23 protein-coding genes and 3 tRNA genes are annotated in these 14,963 nt (G+C 71.4%); 20 read left to right on the forward strand and 6 right to left on the reverse strand.

The window, feature by feature from the left end; genetic code table 11:
* Window positions 1–288: 288 nt before the first annotated feature.
* Window positions 289–1,743, reverse strand: coding sequence for an FGGY family carbohydrate kinase (locus tag ACSYGN_RS27665; protein WP_460400209.1), 1,455 nt, complete (start codon window positions 1,741–1,743; stop codon window positions 289–291).
* A 157-nt stretch (window positions 1,744–1,900) separates the two neighbouring features.
* Entirely contained in the window at window positions 1,901–2,206 is a 306-nt protein-coding gene (locus ACSYGN_RS27670; RefSeq protein ID WP_460400211.1) for a YtxH domain-containing protein, read from the reverse strand.
* A 183-nt stretch (window positions 2,207–2,389) separates the two neighbouring features.
* Here ACSYGN_RS27670 and ACSYGN_RS27675 point away from each other — a divergent pair.
* The 20 genes from ACSYGN_RS27675 (at window position 2,390) to ACSYGN_RS27770 (ending at window position 11,750) form a co-directional block, all read left to right on the forward strand.
* Window positions 2,390–2,462, forward strand: a tRNA-Asn gene (locus ACSYGN_RS27675).
* Window positions 2,463–2,467: 5 nt separating this feature from the next.
* A tRNA-Asn gene (locus ACSYGN_RS27680) sits at window positions 2,468–2,540 on the forward strand.
* 189 nt (window positions 2,541–2,729) lie between these two features.
* Window positions 2,730–2,806, forward strand: a tRNA-Ile gene (locus ACSYGN_RS27685).
* 958 nt (window positions 2,807–3,764) lie between these two features.
* Window positions 3,765–4,175: a hypothetical protein gene (locus ACSYGN_RS27690; RefSeq protein ID WP_460400213.1), complete on the forward strand. Its 411-nt coding sequence runs from the start codon at window positions 3,765–3,767 to the stop codon at window positions 4,173–4,175.
* A 289-nt stretch (window positions 4,176–4,464) separates the two neighbouring features.
* Window positions 4,465–5,025 carry a hypothetical protein gene (locus ACSYGN_RS27695; protein WP_460400215.1) on the forward strand — a complete coding sequence of 187 codons (561 nt, stop codon included), beginning with the start codon at window positions 4,465–4,467 and terminating at the stop codon, window positions 5,023–5,025.
* A 16-nt stretch (window positions 5,026–5,041) separates the two neighbouring features.
* Window positions 5,042–5,323: a hypothetical protein gene (locus ACSYGN_RS27700; RefSeq protein WP_460400217.1), complete on the forward strand. Its 282-nt coding sequence runs from the start codon at window positions 5,042–5,044 to the stop codon at window positions 5,321–5,323.
* Between the two features lie 216 nt (window positions 5,324–5,539).
* Window positions 5,540–5,926: a hypothetical protein gene (locus ACSYGN_RS27705; protein ID WP_460400219.1), complete on the forward strand. Its 387-nt coding sequence runs from the start codon at window positions 5,540–5,542 to the stop codon at window positions 5,924–5,926.
* 129 nt (window positions 5,927–6,055) lie between these two features.
* Window positions 6,056–6,586 carry a hypothetical protein gene (locus ACSYGN_RS27710; protein WP_460400221.1) on the forward strand — a complete coding sequence of 177 codons (531 nt, stop codon included), beginning with the start codon at window positions 6,056–6,058 and terminating at the stop codon, window positions 6,584–6,586.
* Entirely contained in the window at window positions 6,583–6,981 is a 399-nt protein-coding gene (locus ACSYGN_RS27715) for a hypothetical protein (protein WP_460400223.1), read from the forward strand. Before ACSYGN_RS27710 ends, ACSYGN_RS27715 begins: the two co-directional genes overlap by 4 nt.
* Before the next feature lie 14 nt (window positions 6,982–6,995).
* Window positions 6,996–7,124 carry a hypothetical protein gene (locus tag ACSYGN_RS27720; protein ID WP_460400225.1) on the forward strand — a complete coding sequence of 43 codons (129 nt, stop codon included), beginning with the start codon at window positions 6,996–6,998 and terminating at the stop codon, window positions 7,122–7,124.
* Between the two features lie 88 nt (window positions 7,125–7,212).
* A complete protein-coding gene (locus ACSYGN_RS27725) occupies window positions 7,213–7,716 on the forward strand; it encodes a RusA family crossover junction endodeoxyribonuclease (protein ID WP_460400227.1) in 504 nt (167 codons plus the stop codon).
* Between the two features lie 49 nt (window positions 7,717–7,765).
* Window positions 7,766–8,635, forward strand: coding sequence for a hypothetical protein (locus ACSYGN_RS27730; RefSeq protein WP_460400229.1), 870 nt, complete (start codon window positions 7,766–7,768; stop codon window positions 8,633–8,635).
* Window positions 8,632–8,868 (forward strand): hypothetical protein, encoded by a 237-nt coding sequence (locus ACSYGN_RS27735; RefSeq protein WP_460400231.1) that lies wholly within the window; start codon window positions 8,632–8,634, stop codon window positions 8,866–8,868. The genes ACSYGN_RS27730 and ACSYGN_RS27735 overlap by 4 nt, the downstream gene beginning before the upstream one ends.
* Window positions 8,869–8,888: 20 nt before the next feature.
* Entirely contained in the window at window positions 8,889–9,374 is a 486-nt protein-coding gene (locus ACSYGN_RS27740) for a single-stranded DNA-binding protein (RefSeq protein WP_460400233.1), read from the forward strand.
* Window positions 9,374–9,535: a hypothetical protein gene (locus tag ACSYGN_RS27745; protein ID WP_460400235.1), complete on the forward strand. Its 162-nt coding sequence runs from the start codon at window positions 9,374–9,376 to the stop codon at window positions 9,533–9,535. Before ACSYGN_RS27740 ends, ACSYGN_RS27745 begins: the two co-directional genes overlap by 1 nt.
* Window positions 9,532–9,810, forward strand: coding sequence for a helix-turn-helix domain-containing protein (locus tag ACSYGN_RS27750; RefSeq protein WP_460400237.1), 279 nt, complete (start codon window positions 9,532–9,534; stop codon window positions 9,808–9,810). Before ACSYGN_RS27745 ends, ACSYGN_RS27750 begins: the two co-directional genes overlap by 4 nt.
* 77 nt (window positions 9,811–9,887) lie before the next feature.
* Window positions 9,888–10,514, forward strand: a complete 627-nt coding sequence (locus tag ACSYGN_RS27755) for a hypothetical protein (protein ID WP_460400239.1) — start codon at window positions 9,888–9,890, stop codon at window positions 10,512–10,514.
* A 24-nt stretch (window positions 10,515–10,538) separates the two neighbouring features.
* Window positions 10,539–10,940: a hypothetical protein gene (locus ACSYGN_RS27760; protein WP_460400241.1), complete on the forward strand. Its 402-nt coding sequence runs from the start codon at window positions 10,539–10,541 to the stop codon at window positions 10,938–10,940.
* Window positions 10,933–11,589, forward strand: a complete 657-nt coding sequence (locus tag ACSYGN_RS27765; RefSeq protein ID WP_460400243.1) for a hypothetical protein — start codon at window positions 10,933–10,935, stop codon at window positions 11,587–11,589. The genes ACSYGN_RS27760 and ACSYGN_RS27765 overlap by 8 nt, the downstream gene beginning before the upstream one ends.
* On the forward strand, window positions 11,586–11,750 hold the full coding sequence (locus tag ACSYGN_RS27770; RefSeq protein ID WP_460400245.1) for a hypothetical protein: 165 nt from the start codon (window positions 11,586–11,588) through the stop codon (window positions 11,748–11,750). Before ACSYGN_RS27765 ends, ACSYGN_RS27770 begins: the two co-directional genes overlap by 4 nt.
* A 181-nt stretch (window positions 11,751–11,931) precedes the next feature.
* Here the strand turns inward: ACSYGN_RS27770 and ACSYGN_RS27775 are convergent, their stop codons facing one another.
* From ACSYGN_RS27775 to ACSYGN_RS27790, 4 genes are all read right to left on the reverse strand, one after another.
* Entirely contained in the window at window positions 11,932–12,678 is a 747-nt protein-coding gene (locus ACSYGN_RS27775) for a PP2C family serine/threonine-protein phosphatase (protein WP_460400247.1), read from the reverse strand.
* An 81-nt stretch (window positions 12,679–12,759) separates the two neighbouring features.
* On the reverse strand, window positions 12,760–13,533 hold the full coding sequence (locus ACSYGN_RS27780) for a hypothetical protein (RefSeq protein WP_460400249.1): 774 nt from the start codon (window positions 13,531–13,533) through the stop codon (window positions 12,760–12,762).
* 177 nt (window positions 13,534–13,710) lie between these two features.
* Window positions 13,711–13,944: a hypothetical protein gene (locus tag ACSYGN_RS27785; protein ID WP_460400251.1), complete on the reverse strand. Its 234-nt coding sequence runs from the start codon at window positions 13,942–13,944 to the stop codon at window positions 13,711–13,713.
* Window positions 13,945–14,071: 127 nt separating this feature from the next.
* On the reverse strand, window positions 14,072–14,503 hold the full coding sequence (locus ACSYGN_RS27790; protein ID WP_460400253.1) for a hypothetical protein: 432 nt from the start codon (window positions 14,501–14,503) through the stop codon (window positions 14,072–14,074).
* Window positions 14,504–14,963: the final 460 nt, after the last annotated feature.

Consider the following 14,963-nt stretch of genomic DNA (forward strand, 5'->3'; position numbering starts at 1 on the left):
CTATCGTCGAACACTCCACCGGTGTTACCTCAACCCATTAAGCCAGCAGCGGGGTCGGCGGAGTGCTCCGGGGTCGTTTGAACTGCGGTCCCGGGGGCGTTCGGCCATGGCGAGCGGGGCGTGCGACCCGTGGAGAAGGGGCCGGTCGCCTCTTGCGCGCGGGCCGGCGGCTGTCGGCGACTGCTGACGAGTACTGACGACGTGTCGCGGCGCGGCGACCGGAAAGCAGCACGACCGCCGCACGAACGCAGCACGACCGCCGCACGACTACGACAGCCGTCACCGGCGCTACGACCGGAATGCCCCCGGATGGGTCTGCTCCCGTACGGACATGTACTGCTGGCGCACCGCCTGACCCACGGCCAGTTCCTCCCCGGGCTCCAGCACCTGTGCCGCCGCGCCCTGCCAGGCGGGCGGGGTACGCGGGTCCAGGGCGCCCTGGGACACGGCGAGCGCCCACGCGGCCTGGCGGGCGGCGCCGATCGCGGCGTAGTCGGCATGCTGCGGTACGACGACCTGCGCGCCGAACAGCGCGGGCGCCGCGGCCTGTACGGCGGGGAGTTCGGCGGCCGGGCCGAGCAGGAAGATCCGCCGTACGTCGACACCCCGGCCGCGCAGCACGTCCAGCGCGTCGGCGAGCCCGCACAGCATCCCCTCGAACGCGGCCCGCGCCAGATGCTCGGCCTTCATCGACTCACGGCGCAGCCCGGCGAGAGTGCCCGCGGTGTGCGGCAGGTTCGGCGTCCGCTCGCCCTCCAGGTAGGGGAGCAGGACCAGGCCGTGCGACCCGGGGGTCGACTTCATCGCCAGATCCGACAGGGTTTCGAGGTCGGGCAGCCCGAGGAGTTCGGCGGTGCCGCGCAGGGCGCGTACGGCGTTCAGGGTGGTGACGACGGGCAGGTGCATGCCGGTGGCGTCGGCGAGGGAGGTGATGATTCCGCTGCCATCGGTGAGGGCCTCGGGGTGGACGGCCATCACGGAGCCGGAGGCGCCGAGTGAGACGACGGCGTCGCCGAGACCGATGCCGAGCCCGAAGGCGGCGGCCATGGTCTCGCCGGTGCCGGCGGAGATCAGCAGCCCCTCCGGGGTCGTACCGGCGGCCTCCGAGGGCCCGATGACGTCGGGCAGCAGGGTCTGGTGACCGAGCGCCAGCTCGACCAGGTCGGGCCGGTAGGCGCCGGTCGCCGCGGACCAGTACCCGGTGCCGGAGGCGCCGCCGCGGTCGGTGGTGCGGCGCGCGGGCCGTCCCAGCAGCTGCCAGACCAGCCAGTCGTGGGCCTGGAGCAGCAGACCGGTGCGGCGGGCGTTGTCCGGCTCGTTCTTGGCGAGCCAGCGCAGCTTGGTGACCGGCTGGGCGGCCTGCGGGACACAGCCCACCGCCTGCGCCCAGGCGGCGCGTCCGCCGAGCGCGTCGACGAGGTCGGCCGCCGCGACCTGGGCCCGCTTGTCGCCGCCGACGAGGGCGGGCCGTACGGTGCCGCCCTGCGTGTCGAGGGGGACGAGCGCGTTCTGCTGCGCGGAGACGCCGATGGCCTGGACGCCCTCCAGCAGCCCGCCGCCCGCGGCCTCGCCCAGGGACAGCAGCCAGGCCTGCGGATCCACGTCACTCGGGCGACCGGCGCCGTCGGCACCCTCGAGCGGATGCGCGGCATACCCCTGCCTGAGCACGGCCCCCGTATCCGAGTCACAGACGACGATACGAGTGAATTCGGGCGAACTGTCCAGCCCGGCGACTATCCCCATGGCCAAAATTCTGCCGCACACCGAGTGGTGGCTGTGCAGAGTCCAATGGCCCCTGTGTGCGTGGGGAGGCGCATGTTATGGGCGGGGAGTACGCCACATGAGTGACGCATGAGGTGAGTCATGAGTGACGCACGGGAGACGGTGACGTGGGATCGAGCTACGCGTTGCTGCTGCCCCAGTCGTCGTGCCCGGCGCCGGTGGCGTTGCGCTCGCGCAGGGAACGCACGCGCTGGGCCACGGAGTCGGGAAGACGGTCGCCGACGCGGTCGCTCATGGCGTGATAGGCGCGCCCGGCGATCTCGCGGCCCTGCTGCGCCGCGCTCTCCGCGGTGTTGCGCACCGCGGGGTTCTGGGCGACCTGCTGGGCGGACTTCTTCAGCTGCTCGTAGCGCTCGCGTCCCGCTCTCGTGCCGAGCACGTAACCGACGACGAGTCCGGCGATGAACGTGAGCCGGTAACGCATGACGGCCACCCTTCCCTTGCCTAGCCACTGGTGCTGCCCTGTGGTGCTGCCTGCGCGTGCTCCGTGGACGCCTGGGGAACCGATTGGCGGAGCACCCCCCAGCTTGCGCTAATGTATGTGTCGCAGCGAGCGCGCGCTCCCCGGGCGAATACCCAGGCAGACGGGTTCGATGCGACGAGGCATTCCTCCGTAGCTCAATTGGCAGAGCAGCCGGCTGTTAACCGGCAGGTTACTGGTTCGAGTCCAGTCGGGGGAGCTCGGTCCTCCGTAGCTCAATTGGCAGAGCAGCCGGCTGTTAACCGGCAGGTTACTGGTTCGAGTCCAGTCGGGGGAGCATGCTGAACGAGGACCCCGTCGGGGTCCTTTTTCATGCCCGCACCCGTGCCTTCGGGAATCGCGCACGCCGCAGCGCGGTCCTCGTGGTCACGAGGCCCGTGACAAGCGGACCATCCGAAGCAGGAGATCGTATGAGCGGCTATGCTGCGGCAGACGGCGCGCACACATGTACGCGACACGCCGCTATGGGGCGGTAGCTCAGCCGGTTAGAGCAGCGGACTCATAATCCGTCGGCCGTGGGTTCGAGTCCCACCCGCCCCACCACTCGCTACGCGCGCGGAATCGATCTGACCTGCGAAGCAGGAGTCACATCGATGGCCGTCGACTCGCCCGCAAAGCGTTCATGATCATTAGCTCGCCCGATGCTCGCCCGAAGTGTCGGCCCCTGTTCTTCGGCGCGGCGAGTTCGGCTTCCCGGCCCCTGCGGGCGGATGGCTCGCCGCCCGCGGACGTAGCACACACGGGCTCCGCTCCTCGCTATGGCGAGCGCCAGTCACCGTGAGGGGCAGGGCAGCCGTGGCGGGCCGTCCTCGAGTGGTCGGCGCCCACGGGGCAGGACAGAGTGGACGAAACCGCCGAAAGCAATCGGCGCGGTTTGTAGGACCCCGACCGGCACGGTTTATTGGAGGGTGACCGGCGCGGTTTGTAGGACCCCGAGAGCCCCGGTTTGTTGCACGAATCAGGAACCCTCTTCACGGACCCGCCTCAGTTCGGTGGGCTGGTGTCCGTTCCTAAGGCTGAGGTAGTGGGTGGCGTGGGCGATGTGGTTGCTGTTCCGCCGAAGGCGCAGGTTGTAGTCGCGCGCGGGTCGCGGCCCTCGGCCGGAGGGGGCAAGAACAAGCCGCACCGTGGGGACATCACCCAGGACAACCGCACGGCACGCTGCCCGAGTCTCACCCCGGCCGGTCACCCCTGGAAGCTGGGGGCTACCGCTTTGCCGTGAGACCTGTCTACAATCGCCCGCATGCCGGGATCATGATCCCGGCTCCTTTGTGGGACTGGCCGCCTTCCCCGCTCGTGATCATGTCGGCAAAACTGGGCACGAGCGGAGGAGACGTTACCGGCGGCTATGCTGAGCGCTCGCGCGTACGAGTCGACATTCATGGCCCGGCCCTGGTAGCGGATTCGGGTCCGGGTCTGCCACGCTGCGGGGTAGAGGTACCGCAGTCCGGTGTTGTCTACACACTCGCCGCCACGCCCCTCAGCACGAAACGAGACACGCATGCCAGCGACGGCCCCGCAGCCGGAACCCGGCGGCGAGCACACGCTCGCCCCGGTCGTCTCCCTATCCGGCCGCCGCGGCGTTAAAGCCCCGGACGGCAGTTCCGCTCACGCCACCGTCGTGGGTGACGTCGTCGACAACGACCTTGTGTTGCAGGCATATCGGCACTGGGTCGGGGTGTTCGACACAGCGGGCATCGCCCTCGGCGGTGCCGAGACGCGCGCCGTCATCCGGCTCGTCACCAAGGAACTCGAACGTCTCGTCTCCGGGCTCGTCGTGCTTCGCGAGGGACACGGCGACCGGCTTCCGCCGAACCCCGACGCCGGTGTTGATCTCACCTCGGCGGTCGAGATCACCGGCATTCTCCGGGACCTTGCCAGTGCCTCGGAGGCTGCACACGTGCAGTCCTGACCCCCACCAGGCGCTCCGTATCGAGCAGGCCGCCCCACACCCCCCACACCCCGTCAAACACGGGCACGTCGGGAAGGGTTGTGCGGGCGGCCTTAGTTTTCTGACACACCAACTGTAAAAATCGTGCAAGTGTTCGGTAAAGGTCCGGCGACGTCTACCCTGGCCGACCAGCCGAACCCCGCACAAGTGATCACACCTGGCAAGATGTCGAACGCTGGCCGCAACCGGAGCGGAACATTCGGACATGCGGCCACTGCTGCGCACTTCACCGATGAACGAGGGGCGTCACATGAGTAACAAGGGGCCCACGCACCAGCGCTCCGCCCTCGCGTACGCAATCGCCGCCGACCCGTACTGGTCGACCGCAGGAACGACCCGGCTCGATGGCGCGCTCGCCCTGCCCGAGAGGCGTGCCAGCCGCTCGGCCGCCGGTACGCCGTACAACCTCACCGTCTACGACCTCGCCCTCGAACTCGACGAGGCCCTCGCGTCGTTCGCGCACCGCTACGGCAGCGACGACGTCCCCGCCGGCCGCACCGCGGTCGCCGCGTACGCCGCACAACTCGCTGAGCAGAGCCCCGCTGCCCGCCGCAGCTACGGCCGACTGCGCCTCATCCACGACTTGAAGGCCGCGCTTAGCGTCGGCGAGGCGGACGGCATACTCGGGCGGATCAGTTGTCCCGCCTGCCTCTGCTGGTCCCTCGTCGGCACCCGCACGCCGGATGGCGCCTGGGCCGTGGCGTGCAGTGTGGCTCGCTGCGCCGTCGAGCCGGGCGAGCCGCGGGTCTTCACTCTCGTCGAGATCGCTCAGCACCACCTCACCACCGACCGCGACGCTCACGCCGCCTGACCTGAGTGGAAGGAACGTGCCCGAAACCCTCGCCCGTCGCGCGGGCTGTGTGACCGCAGCCTTTTTCGGCCAGATGCCGCCCGACCTCATCAACTGGAACGAGGCCGAGGCCGTCGTCGCGACGAGCCCCCACCCAATGAGCGCCCGCGACCTGCGCCGCAAGTACAAGGCTGCCGACCGCCCCACGTACACGGTGTACGGGCGGCGCGGTGAGCACATCTCCCGGTCGGTGCTCCTCGAGTTCCACCGTGATCTGGTCAACGGCTGGATCGCAGCGAGCGGCCGGCGCAGCGCGTAAGCCCGCCGGTCCGAAGGCCCCGCCCCGTAATCCCCCGGGGGCGGGGCCTTCGTCATCCCCGCGCGCATGTATTACTGCATGGACCGGCTGTGATCTGGGAAAACTAGAACGTTCCATGTTGCGCGCGTAACACAAAACCCTTAGCGTGGTCAGTGCCGACAAGGCAGCAGGACCCCGGTCCCGCTGCCTGAACTCCCCATGGGAGGACCCAGACACATGACCACCAGCACCATCACCGCGCCGCCACTCGGGCGCCGCCGCATCCCCGCCGCCGAACTCACCACCACCCAGACCCGGTTCGTCGTCGGGCACGTCCTCAACCGCCTCGGCACCGCCGACGGCCTCGCCGAGGACACCCCGCCCGTCCCCTATATGGACCGCACCGAACGCCTCTCCCTCAGCGTGCTCGCGGCCTGGTCCATCGGCCTCGCCCTCACCCCGGGCTGCGAGATCGCCCGGTGCTACGGGTGCGCCGACCTCGTCGACGGCGCCCTCGCCGAGGAAGACGCCGGGATCATCCGCTGCGACCAGTGCCACGCCGACAACACCGGCGGCCCCGGCGACCACGGCTACGACCTCTGGGCCGACTACTACCGCGCCTGACCCCCAAGCAGGCCGGGCGGGCGGTTGAGCACCGCCTCCCGCCCGCCCGGCCGCGCCACCACCCCAGCACCGGGCCGCCGCCCCTCGACCGGCGACGGCCCGGCCCCAACCCTGCAAGGAGCAGCACACGTGAGCACCAACCTCGCCCAGCAGGCCCTTGAAGAGGCCGTCGGGACCCTCCTGAAGGACAAGGTCGCCGACTACGTCAAGGGCCTCCGCACCACGATGCAGGAGACCTTGGAGTCCACCGACATCGAGAAACTGGGCATCCGCCTCCCCGGTGGCCGCAAGGTCGCCTCCGTCGTCGCCACCAACCCCGACCCCAAGCCCGAGATCACCGACGAGGAGCAGTTCCTCGACTGGGTTGCCGAGCACGCTCCCGGCGAACTGGTGGAGCGTCAGGTCACCATCCGCGAGGTCCGGCCCGCCTACCTCACTGCCCTCTTCGCCGAGATGACGAAGGCCAAGGCCGCGGAGGCCGTCACGTCGGGCGGCGAGATCGTGCCCGTCAACGGCATCAGGATGAAGGAGGGCACCCGAACCCACTCGGTCCGCTTCGAGGGCGACGAGGCCAAGACCGCCGTCGCCGCCGCATGGGCCGCCGGTGAGTTGCGGCACCTCGTCGGCCTCCGTGAACTCACCGGCGGGGGCGCGCAGTGAACGCCACCACGCCCGCGCCGACCGCCGCCGACGAGGCCCAGGCCCGCGCCTACCTCCACGGCGTCGTCTGCGGCTTTGCCATCACCTTGGACGACTGGACCGGTCTCCCCGACGGCACCGCCACGTTCACCGACGACGAGGGCACCACCCTCCTCTTCACCGGCGCCGAGCAGCCGTTCGACGCGCTCGTCTACTGCCGTCACCACAGGCTGCACCGGGCCGCCGTCACCTACCCCGACGACCTCGACCAGGTCCGCGCTGACACGGCCGACTGCACCGCGCAGGCCCAGCCCGTCATGCCGCGCCTCGCCGAGACGCCCACCCCGCTCTGGCTCATCACCCGCGCGACCGGCACCCCCGGCCAGGACCGCCACACCCCCCGGAGCACCCCGTGACCCGTGAGCAGCTCATGAGCCTCATTCGCGACGCCCTCACCTGCAACGACGACGTGCTCTCCGCCGACGTCATCGACGACGGCGAGATCGGCGTCGAGACCACCGACGGCCGCTTCTTCATCTCCGTCGAGAGCTTCGACTGACCGGACCGCCCCCGCCCCGGCCGCCCCCGCCCCGGCCGCCGCCGTTGCGCGGCGGCGGCCGGGCGCCTCACCTGCTCGGAGAACCCCTGTGACCATCCCGCAGCCCGCGTTCGTCCTCACCGTCTACGGCATCCCCGCCCCCCAGGGCAGCAAGAAGCCAGTCGGCAACCGCCTCTCCAAAAAGGGCAACCTCGTCCCCGTCCTCGTCGAATCGTCGAAGAAGGTCAAGCCCTGGCGCGACTCGGTCAAGCAGGCCGCGCAGACGAAGATCCTCCTCCAGCGCGGCCGGTTCGTGAAGCTCGACGGCCCCCTCGTCGCCGAAATGCACTTCACGCTCCCCGCACCCCAGCGGATGCCCAAGGACCGCACCGCCCACACCGTCTACCCAGACCTGTCCAAGCTCCTCCGATCCACCGAGGACGCCCTGACCCAGGCCGGTGTCTGGGCCGACGACGCCCGAGTCGTCCGCTACCTCGACATGTCGAAGAACTACCCGGGCACCGGCCCGTACCCCCTCGCCCAGCCCGGCGCCGTCGTCCTCATCTGGCGGGACCAGCCCGACCTCGTCCCCGCCCGCGAGCAGGCGTCGTGACCAGCCACACCGGGCGCACCACCACACCCTAGGAAGGAGAACGAGCAGCATGACGACCGCAACCGCCCCGGTCACCCGGATGGTGCGCAGCCTGCCCGCCGCCGTGCACCTCCGCGCACTCCGCCACACCGGCCTGACCGACCGCGACATCACCGCCCGCGCCTTCATCAACGCCGAGCAACTGCACCGCGCCCTCCGCGCTGGCCCGATCGGCTGGGACGTCGAGCACCGCATCCGCTCCCTCCGCATCCCGGACACGGCCGGCCTGCACGCCCTGACGCGCAGCACCGGCACCCGCCGCCGACTCCGCGCCCTGCACGCCCTTGGCTGGCCCCTCCCCGCCCTCGCCGCCGCCCTCGACTGGCCCGCCTACAAGGTCGTCGACCTCTACACCCAGCACCCCGAACCGGTCGTCGAACAACTGCCCGTCATCGACCACCTCGCCGTGTGCGCCCTCTACGACCAGCGATGGGCCTGGACCCCCGAGACACACGGCATCCCCGTCCACGACGCCGAACAGGCCCGCCACGACGCCCAGTACACGAAGTGCTTCACCCCCCTCGCCTGGGACGACGACAAGATCGACGACCCCCGAGCACAGCCCCGCACCGGCGCGCAGGACCACCAGGGCCACTTCGGATCCCCCGACCATGCGGCAGCGCAACGCGCCCTCGACGGCGACAAGGTCCGCATGTCGGGGCGGACACGCACCCTCGCCATCCGCTACGGCACCCGCCACCTCGACATGCCCCTCGACGTCATCGCCGAACGACTCGGCATGACCCACGGCTCCGCCTGCCGCGCCTGGGAACGAATCAAGGAGCAGGAACGGACAGCCAGCGGCCAACAGCCGTGCTGGGTCGACGAGCCCCGCTTCACCGACCGCGCCCTCTACCTCGGCCTGGCCAGGTCGGCATGACCAGCCCGGCCACCCGCGACGAGGACATCTCCTGCCGGACCAAGGTCCCGTACGAGACCCGCGGCGACGCCAAACGCGCCCTCAAGTGGCTCCGTCGCCAGCCCGGCCGCCGCCACCTCCAGGTCTACAAGTGCCGCTACTGCCCCTGCTTCCACATCGGCAACCCGCCCGGCTTCCAGACCTACCGGCGCTCCGGAGCCCCCTTCACCGCCCACCGCGACACCGCGGCCTGAACGACAGGACACACGCAGCCATGGCAGGCGAAACCCTCATCACCGTCGTCGGCAACCTCGTCGACGACCCCGAACTTCGCTTCACCCCCTCCGGACAGCCCGTCGCAAAGTTCCGCGTCGCCTCCACCCCCCGCTTCTTCGACAAGCAGACCAACGGCTGGAAGGACGGCGAAAGCCTCTTCCTCACCTGCTCCGCCTGGCGCAAGACCGCCGAGAACGTCGCCGAATCCCTCCAGCGCGGCACCCGCGTCATCGTCCAGGGCCGCCTCAAGCAGCGCTCCTACGAGGACAACGAAGGCACGCGCCGCACCGTGTACGAACTCGACGTCGAGGAAGTCGGGCCGTCCCTCCGCAACGCCACCGCCCGCGTCGACAAGGCCCGCCGTAACGACGGCCAGCAGCAGGACAACGCCAGCGGCGGCGACTCGTGGGCCAACAGCGCCCCCGCCGGCGGCGGCTGGAACGGGCAGGGCGCCGGCAACTACGACGACGAACCCCCGTTCTAGTGGCCACCCCACCCGCGGAGCCGGGGCGCTGCGACACCGGCCGCCCCCTCTGCGGCGCCCCCGCCCGCCTCTACGCGGCCGGCTGGCGCTGCGACGCACACCGCCCCAGCTCCTTCCACCGCACCGAACTCACCGACCAGAAAGCCGAGTTCAGCGAATGAAAGTCCGCGCCGACATCGCCGCCCTCATCCGCGAAGGGCACACCAACAGCTCCATCGCCGCCCGCGTGCACTGCCACCCGATGACCGTGGCCCGGGCCCGCCGAGCCCTCCGCATGCCGCCCGCCGACGTCCTCGGCCGCCTGTACGCCGAGGCCGTCCCCACCGGCCGCGTCAAGGAATACCGGCCGCCCGACGGCCGCATGCCGACCAGCCCCGACCAGCAGGCCGCGCACTACGCCCAACTCGTCGCCGCCATCCGCGGCGACGCCGACTGACTACCCCAGCACCCCGCCTCTCCGCCCCCGGGCCGCCACACAGACGGCCCGGGGGCGGCCCCTCAAGCAGGTACGGCATGACCGAGCAGGACCCTCCCGCCACCGTCCTCCTACTCCCACCCACCACCAGCTACCTCGGCCGGATCGAAGCGACCGCACTCCTTGAGGGCCCCCGCTTCCTCCGCACCGCGGCCATGACCCGCTGGCACCGCCCCCGCTCCGGACACCGTCGGCACGGTGACCAGGTCGTCAGCTACGACCTGTGGTGCGGCCCGTACATCTACGAGCACAAGGCCCTCACCACCGGCACCGTCCCCGCCGGTGACCTCATCTGCGCCACCTGCGACGGCCGCGCCGTCGGCGCCGGCCAGGAGACGGACGGCCCCGCCGGGCGCACCCTCACCTTCCAGCCCCGGCACCTCACCGCGCCCCGCCACTGCCCCGGCTCCCGCACCGGCATGTTCGAGGAACTCCCCGGCGGCAGCGTCGGCCGCTGCCTCGCCTGCCAGGACAACCACCCCCTCCGCGCCATGGGCGGCCCGTACAACTCGCATTACGCGATCGTCCAGCATCCGCCCGGCGCTGGCCTCGTCGCCCCGTGCCCGTTCCACCGATGGCGTGGCCTTACAGCCCGCAACGGACACGTCTACTGCCCGTGCGGCACGGACCTTTCCGCCGCACAGCCCGCCGGTACCACCGCCTGACCGCACCACGGGACCGCCCCCCTCATGCCCAACACCACCCCGCCGCCCACCCTCGCCCAGCTCCTCAACCTCGTCGACCGCGCCGAACGCAAGGGAGGCCTCAACGTCGCCGAAGGCACGCGGCTCCGCGTCGGCCTCCACGCCCTCGCGGAGCAGCACGGGCCGGTCGCCGGCGTCGTCGTCATCGACAGCAGCGACCTCACCCGACTACGCCGCAAATACAACAACCTACGCAAAAGGGTGCACGCATCGAGACGCAAGGACCACGCCGTCGGCACCGAGCCGACGCCGCCCCCCGACGCCGAGGCCCACGCCGCCGTCCAACGCGTCACCACCCTCGCCCAGCGCTGGACCCACATACCCGCCAAACGCGCTGCCGCCGCGTCCGTACTCGCCGCGATCACGAACAAGGACCCCGATGACTGACCAGCCGAACGAGCCCAACCGCCTCCACGTAGACCTCTGCGCGTGCACGACACGCCCCAACGGCCGGCCCCCGCTCGACTTCGCGAAGCTCGCGCGCACCCTCGCCTCCGTGCCCCTACGCCCCGAGGTGCCCCGGCACCCAGACGAGGAACGCCGCGACCGCTACGCCACCGTCATCCGCGAAAACCTCAAGGCCAACACCTTCCCGCCCACCATTCCCGGCGGCCGGCCAGCCTTCGGCATGACCGAACACGAACTGGCCGACGTCGTCCTGGCCGAACGCGACGACGACCTCGCCCAGGCCCGCGCCGAACGCGACGCCGCACTCCGCCTCGCCAACGTATGGGCCGACGCCCCCGACCCCCTCGCCCAAGCCATGGCCGCCGACCTCCGCACCGCCCTGCGCGCCGCCCGCCCCAGCGAAACGGCCGAAGCGACCGGCCCCACCACCTCCGACGAACTGCGGCGCCTCGCCGAGCGCATCCAGCAACTGGAACGCGCCCTCGGCACCCTCCGCCGCTTCAACGCGCTCACCGTCGACTCCTGCCGCGTCCAAGCCGCCGAACACGCCCGCGACAACCTCACCCTCCTCGACAACGCCCTCGGCACCCCACCACGGCCGCCACACCCCGCGGAGAACCCGCGGTGAACCTCACCCCCGGGGACTACGTCCTCGCCGCCCTCGCCTCCGCTGCCGCAACCGCCGCATGCCTCCTCAACTTCCTTGTCACCGGGACCGCAGCACTCATCCGCACCATCCGCCGCCCCACCCAGGCCCGCCATACCGCCCGACACACCCGCCAGCCGTAGCTACACACCCGCCCATGGTCATGACGGCCGGGCGTGTCTCTGCTGGTCTTGACGGTTCACGCGCGTAAGCCCCCGAGCATTCCGCTCGGGGGCCCTTTTCGCGTTTCCGGGGTCAGACGTCGGTGGGGTGGGTGCGTTGGGCTGGCCCCGCCAGGTCGAGGGGCGGGGCCAGCCGGGGCGGTTAGAGGACGGGGGCGGGGATGTCGGCCACGAGCACGGTGGCGTTGTCCGCGTAGGGGTCGGGGACGGCTCGGGCGGTCACCACCGCGGTTTCGACGAAGCAGCGGGCGACCTCGCCGAGGGGGCCGGTGAGGTAGGCGGGCAGGGGGTGGTTGGCGTCCTCGTGGGGCTCGTACGCGCCGTCGGAGGCGAGGAGGAGACGCGCGTCCTCCGGGTAGCCGGTGGCGGTCTCGATGGCCGGGTGGTTGTAGTGGTCCTTGGTCTCCTGGTCGGTGTAGGTGGAGCCGAGGTAGGAGGTGATGCGGTTCCGGTTACCGGCGGGGCGGCCGTCACGGGCCGGGTAGACGCGGCGGAGGTTGTGGTCGGCGGTGAGGCGGGTGACGGTGCCCCGGGCGTAGAGGTACGCGCGGGAGTCGCCGCACCAGGCGACGGTGAGCGGGCGGCCGGGGGCGGTGACGGCGACCACGGCGGCGGCCGAGGGCATGTCTGCCCACCGGTACTGGCGGGCGGGCTCGGCGGCGTACCGGTCGTACACGGCGCGCAGGCCGGCCTCGGCGTCCCCACGGCGCGCGGCGGCCCGGGCAAGTTGCCGGGCGGCGTTGCGGGTCCAGTCGCGGACGGCGTCGTTGGAGCCGATGCCGTCGAGGAGGACGTAGGCGCGGGCGCCGGTGGGGGCGGTGTAGACGGCGGTGGCGTCGCACTGGTGGCTGCGGTCGCCGATGAGTTGGGCCGTGGCGTAGGTACGCATCAGGGCTGGTCCCTTCCGGTGGTGGTGTGGCGGGCGGGGTGGGGGGCCTGCCCGGTCGAGTGGCAGGCCTCCAGGGCGGGGTTACTGGCCGTTGTCGACGATCTCGGCGTCGGGGGAGTAGCCGTCCTTACGGAGGGCGACCGGGGTGATGCAGCCGATGCCGCCCGCGGCGAGGTCTGCGTACGCGGGGACGCGGACGGTGCCGACGTAGTAGCCCTTGCGGGCGTGGGCGGCGGTGCGGCGGGTGTCGTCCTTGGCCTTGGACTCGTTGAACCAGGCGGTGGTGCGGCCGTTGTCGTCGAGGAGCTTCCAGGCCCAGCCGTAGCGGCCCTGGACGCGGACAGCCGGGACGGGGTTGCCGTTCAGGTCGAACAGCCCGGCGAACTCCCAGGTGCCGCCCTGCTCGGCGATCTGTGCGGCGAGGTGGTGCTTGGCCTCGTTGAGGCCGTACGCCCACTGGGAGAGGGCACCGTCGGTGTCGCAGCGGTCGTAGGACTCCTGCCGGGCGGTGGCGTACGCGGCGGCGGTCTCACGGTGTTCGTCGGGGGTGGTGGCGGTGGCGGCGAGGTGGGCGGCGACGCTGCCCGGGAAGGTGGGCGCCGGGGCGGGGGTCTCGGCGGCGGCGAGGGCGGTGTGGGCGGCCCAGGCGTTGACCTCGTGGCCAGTGGTGATGTCGGCGGGGAGCTGGCCGTCGAACACGATCTCGCCGCCGGTGAAGACGGTGGCGTGGCGGTCGGTGACGGTGGCGCTGACGCGCTGCCGGTTGATGTAGAGGTCGCGGGCGTCGCGGAGGGTGCGGGCGCCGGGGGCGGCGGGGTAGTAGGTGCCGTTCAGGTCGTTGGCGGTGGCGTTCATGGTGTGCTCCGTTCGTCTGTGTGTAGCTACACGCTAAGGAAGCTGTGTAGCTACATGCAAGCCGTGGAGGGCTCGTCCGGCGAGGTGTGCCCGGAACTCGACTGGCCGCTCCCGGCCGCCCGGCGTGAACCGGGCGGCCGGGTCGTCATCGCACCGTCACCGACTGCCCCTCGGCCGTCAGTCGCCAGCGGGACCGGCCAGAGCTCGGCGGAGCGCAGCGGCCTGGTTGGCCGTCAACTCCAGGAAGTAGGGGTTCAGGTGGGCGTCGGACAGGAGAACCAGTGCGTTATCGCCGTCGCCGTACATGACGTCGTAGAGGTTCCAGTGCAACTGGATGGGCGGCGCCTCCTCGTTGACGGTGGTCGCGGCGGTGGGGGCCGCGCTGGGGTTGTCCGGGTCGATGGCGTTCATCGCGTCTCCGTTCTCGTGGTGTGTAGCTACACAATAAAGAGGTTGTGTAGCTACAAGCAAGTCGGGGCGGGGAACCGCCCCACCCTCGGGCCCCGGCCGAGAGCCGGCCGGGGCCCGGGAGCGCCCGTCAGTACCCGACCGGGGCGCGCCCGGCGCAGCCGTACGCGTTCGGTGCCAGGTCCACCAGTGCGTTCCACTCCCCGACCGCCCCGCACGCCGTGCACTCGCCCATCCCGGCCGCGTCGTCCGCGTGCTGACGGCCGACGGCGCGTACCTGGTGCGCGCGGGTGTTCGCGGTCCGCACGTTCGACGTGACGGTGCCCAGGGCGTCGCGGCCCGCCCGGGACAGGGACACCGGCTGCCCGGCGAACAGGGAGCGGGTCCCGTCTGCCTCGGCCAGGCGGTCACGGATCAGCGCGTAGAAGACGTCGGCGCGGATGCGGGCGCCGTTCGGGCCGGTGACGCGGATGCCGCCGCCGATCCGGAACTCGTACGCGGTGACGTTGCCTGCGGCGATGAGGAGCAGTGCGGTGCGGCGGGCGGGGGTGATCGTGCTCATGGGGTGCCTCCCTGGCGTGCGTTCCGTCGTTGTGTAGCTACACGCTATAGGGGTGTGTAGCTACATGCAAGTCTGGTGTGGCGCTGCGCCCGACGTCTCCCCTCGACCGGGAGGCACCGGGCGCAGCACGTCAGTAGTCGCCGTCGTAACCCCACACGTCGGGGGTGTCACCGCAGCACGCCGGGCACATGCACCGGCAGGTGTCCTCCCGGCCCGTACACCGGCCGGGGCCGCCGTCATCGTGAGCCGGCCAACCCGGGCACGGCGCACCGGGATTCGGGCACTCGGACACCGCGCACCCGTGCCGCCCGCACCAGGTGCGCATTGCCGTGTCCAACTGCACGTCACCCCACAGGTGGTCGTACCGCCGCGCGTCCGGCTCCCACGGGCACAACGCCTCCACCACCGGGGGCGGGCACGACGGCGTCTTGTCACCCGAGAGCGTGTCCCAGGACCGCCC

This window comes from Streptomyces sp. YIM S03343 (assembly GCF_054729195.1).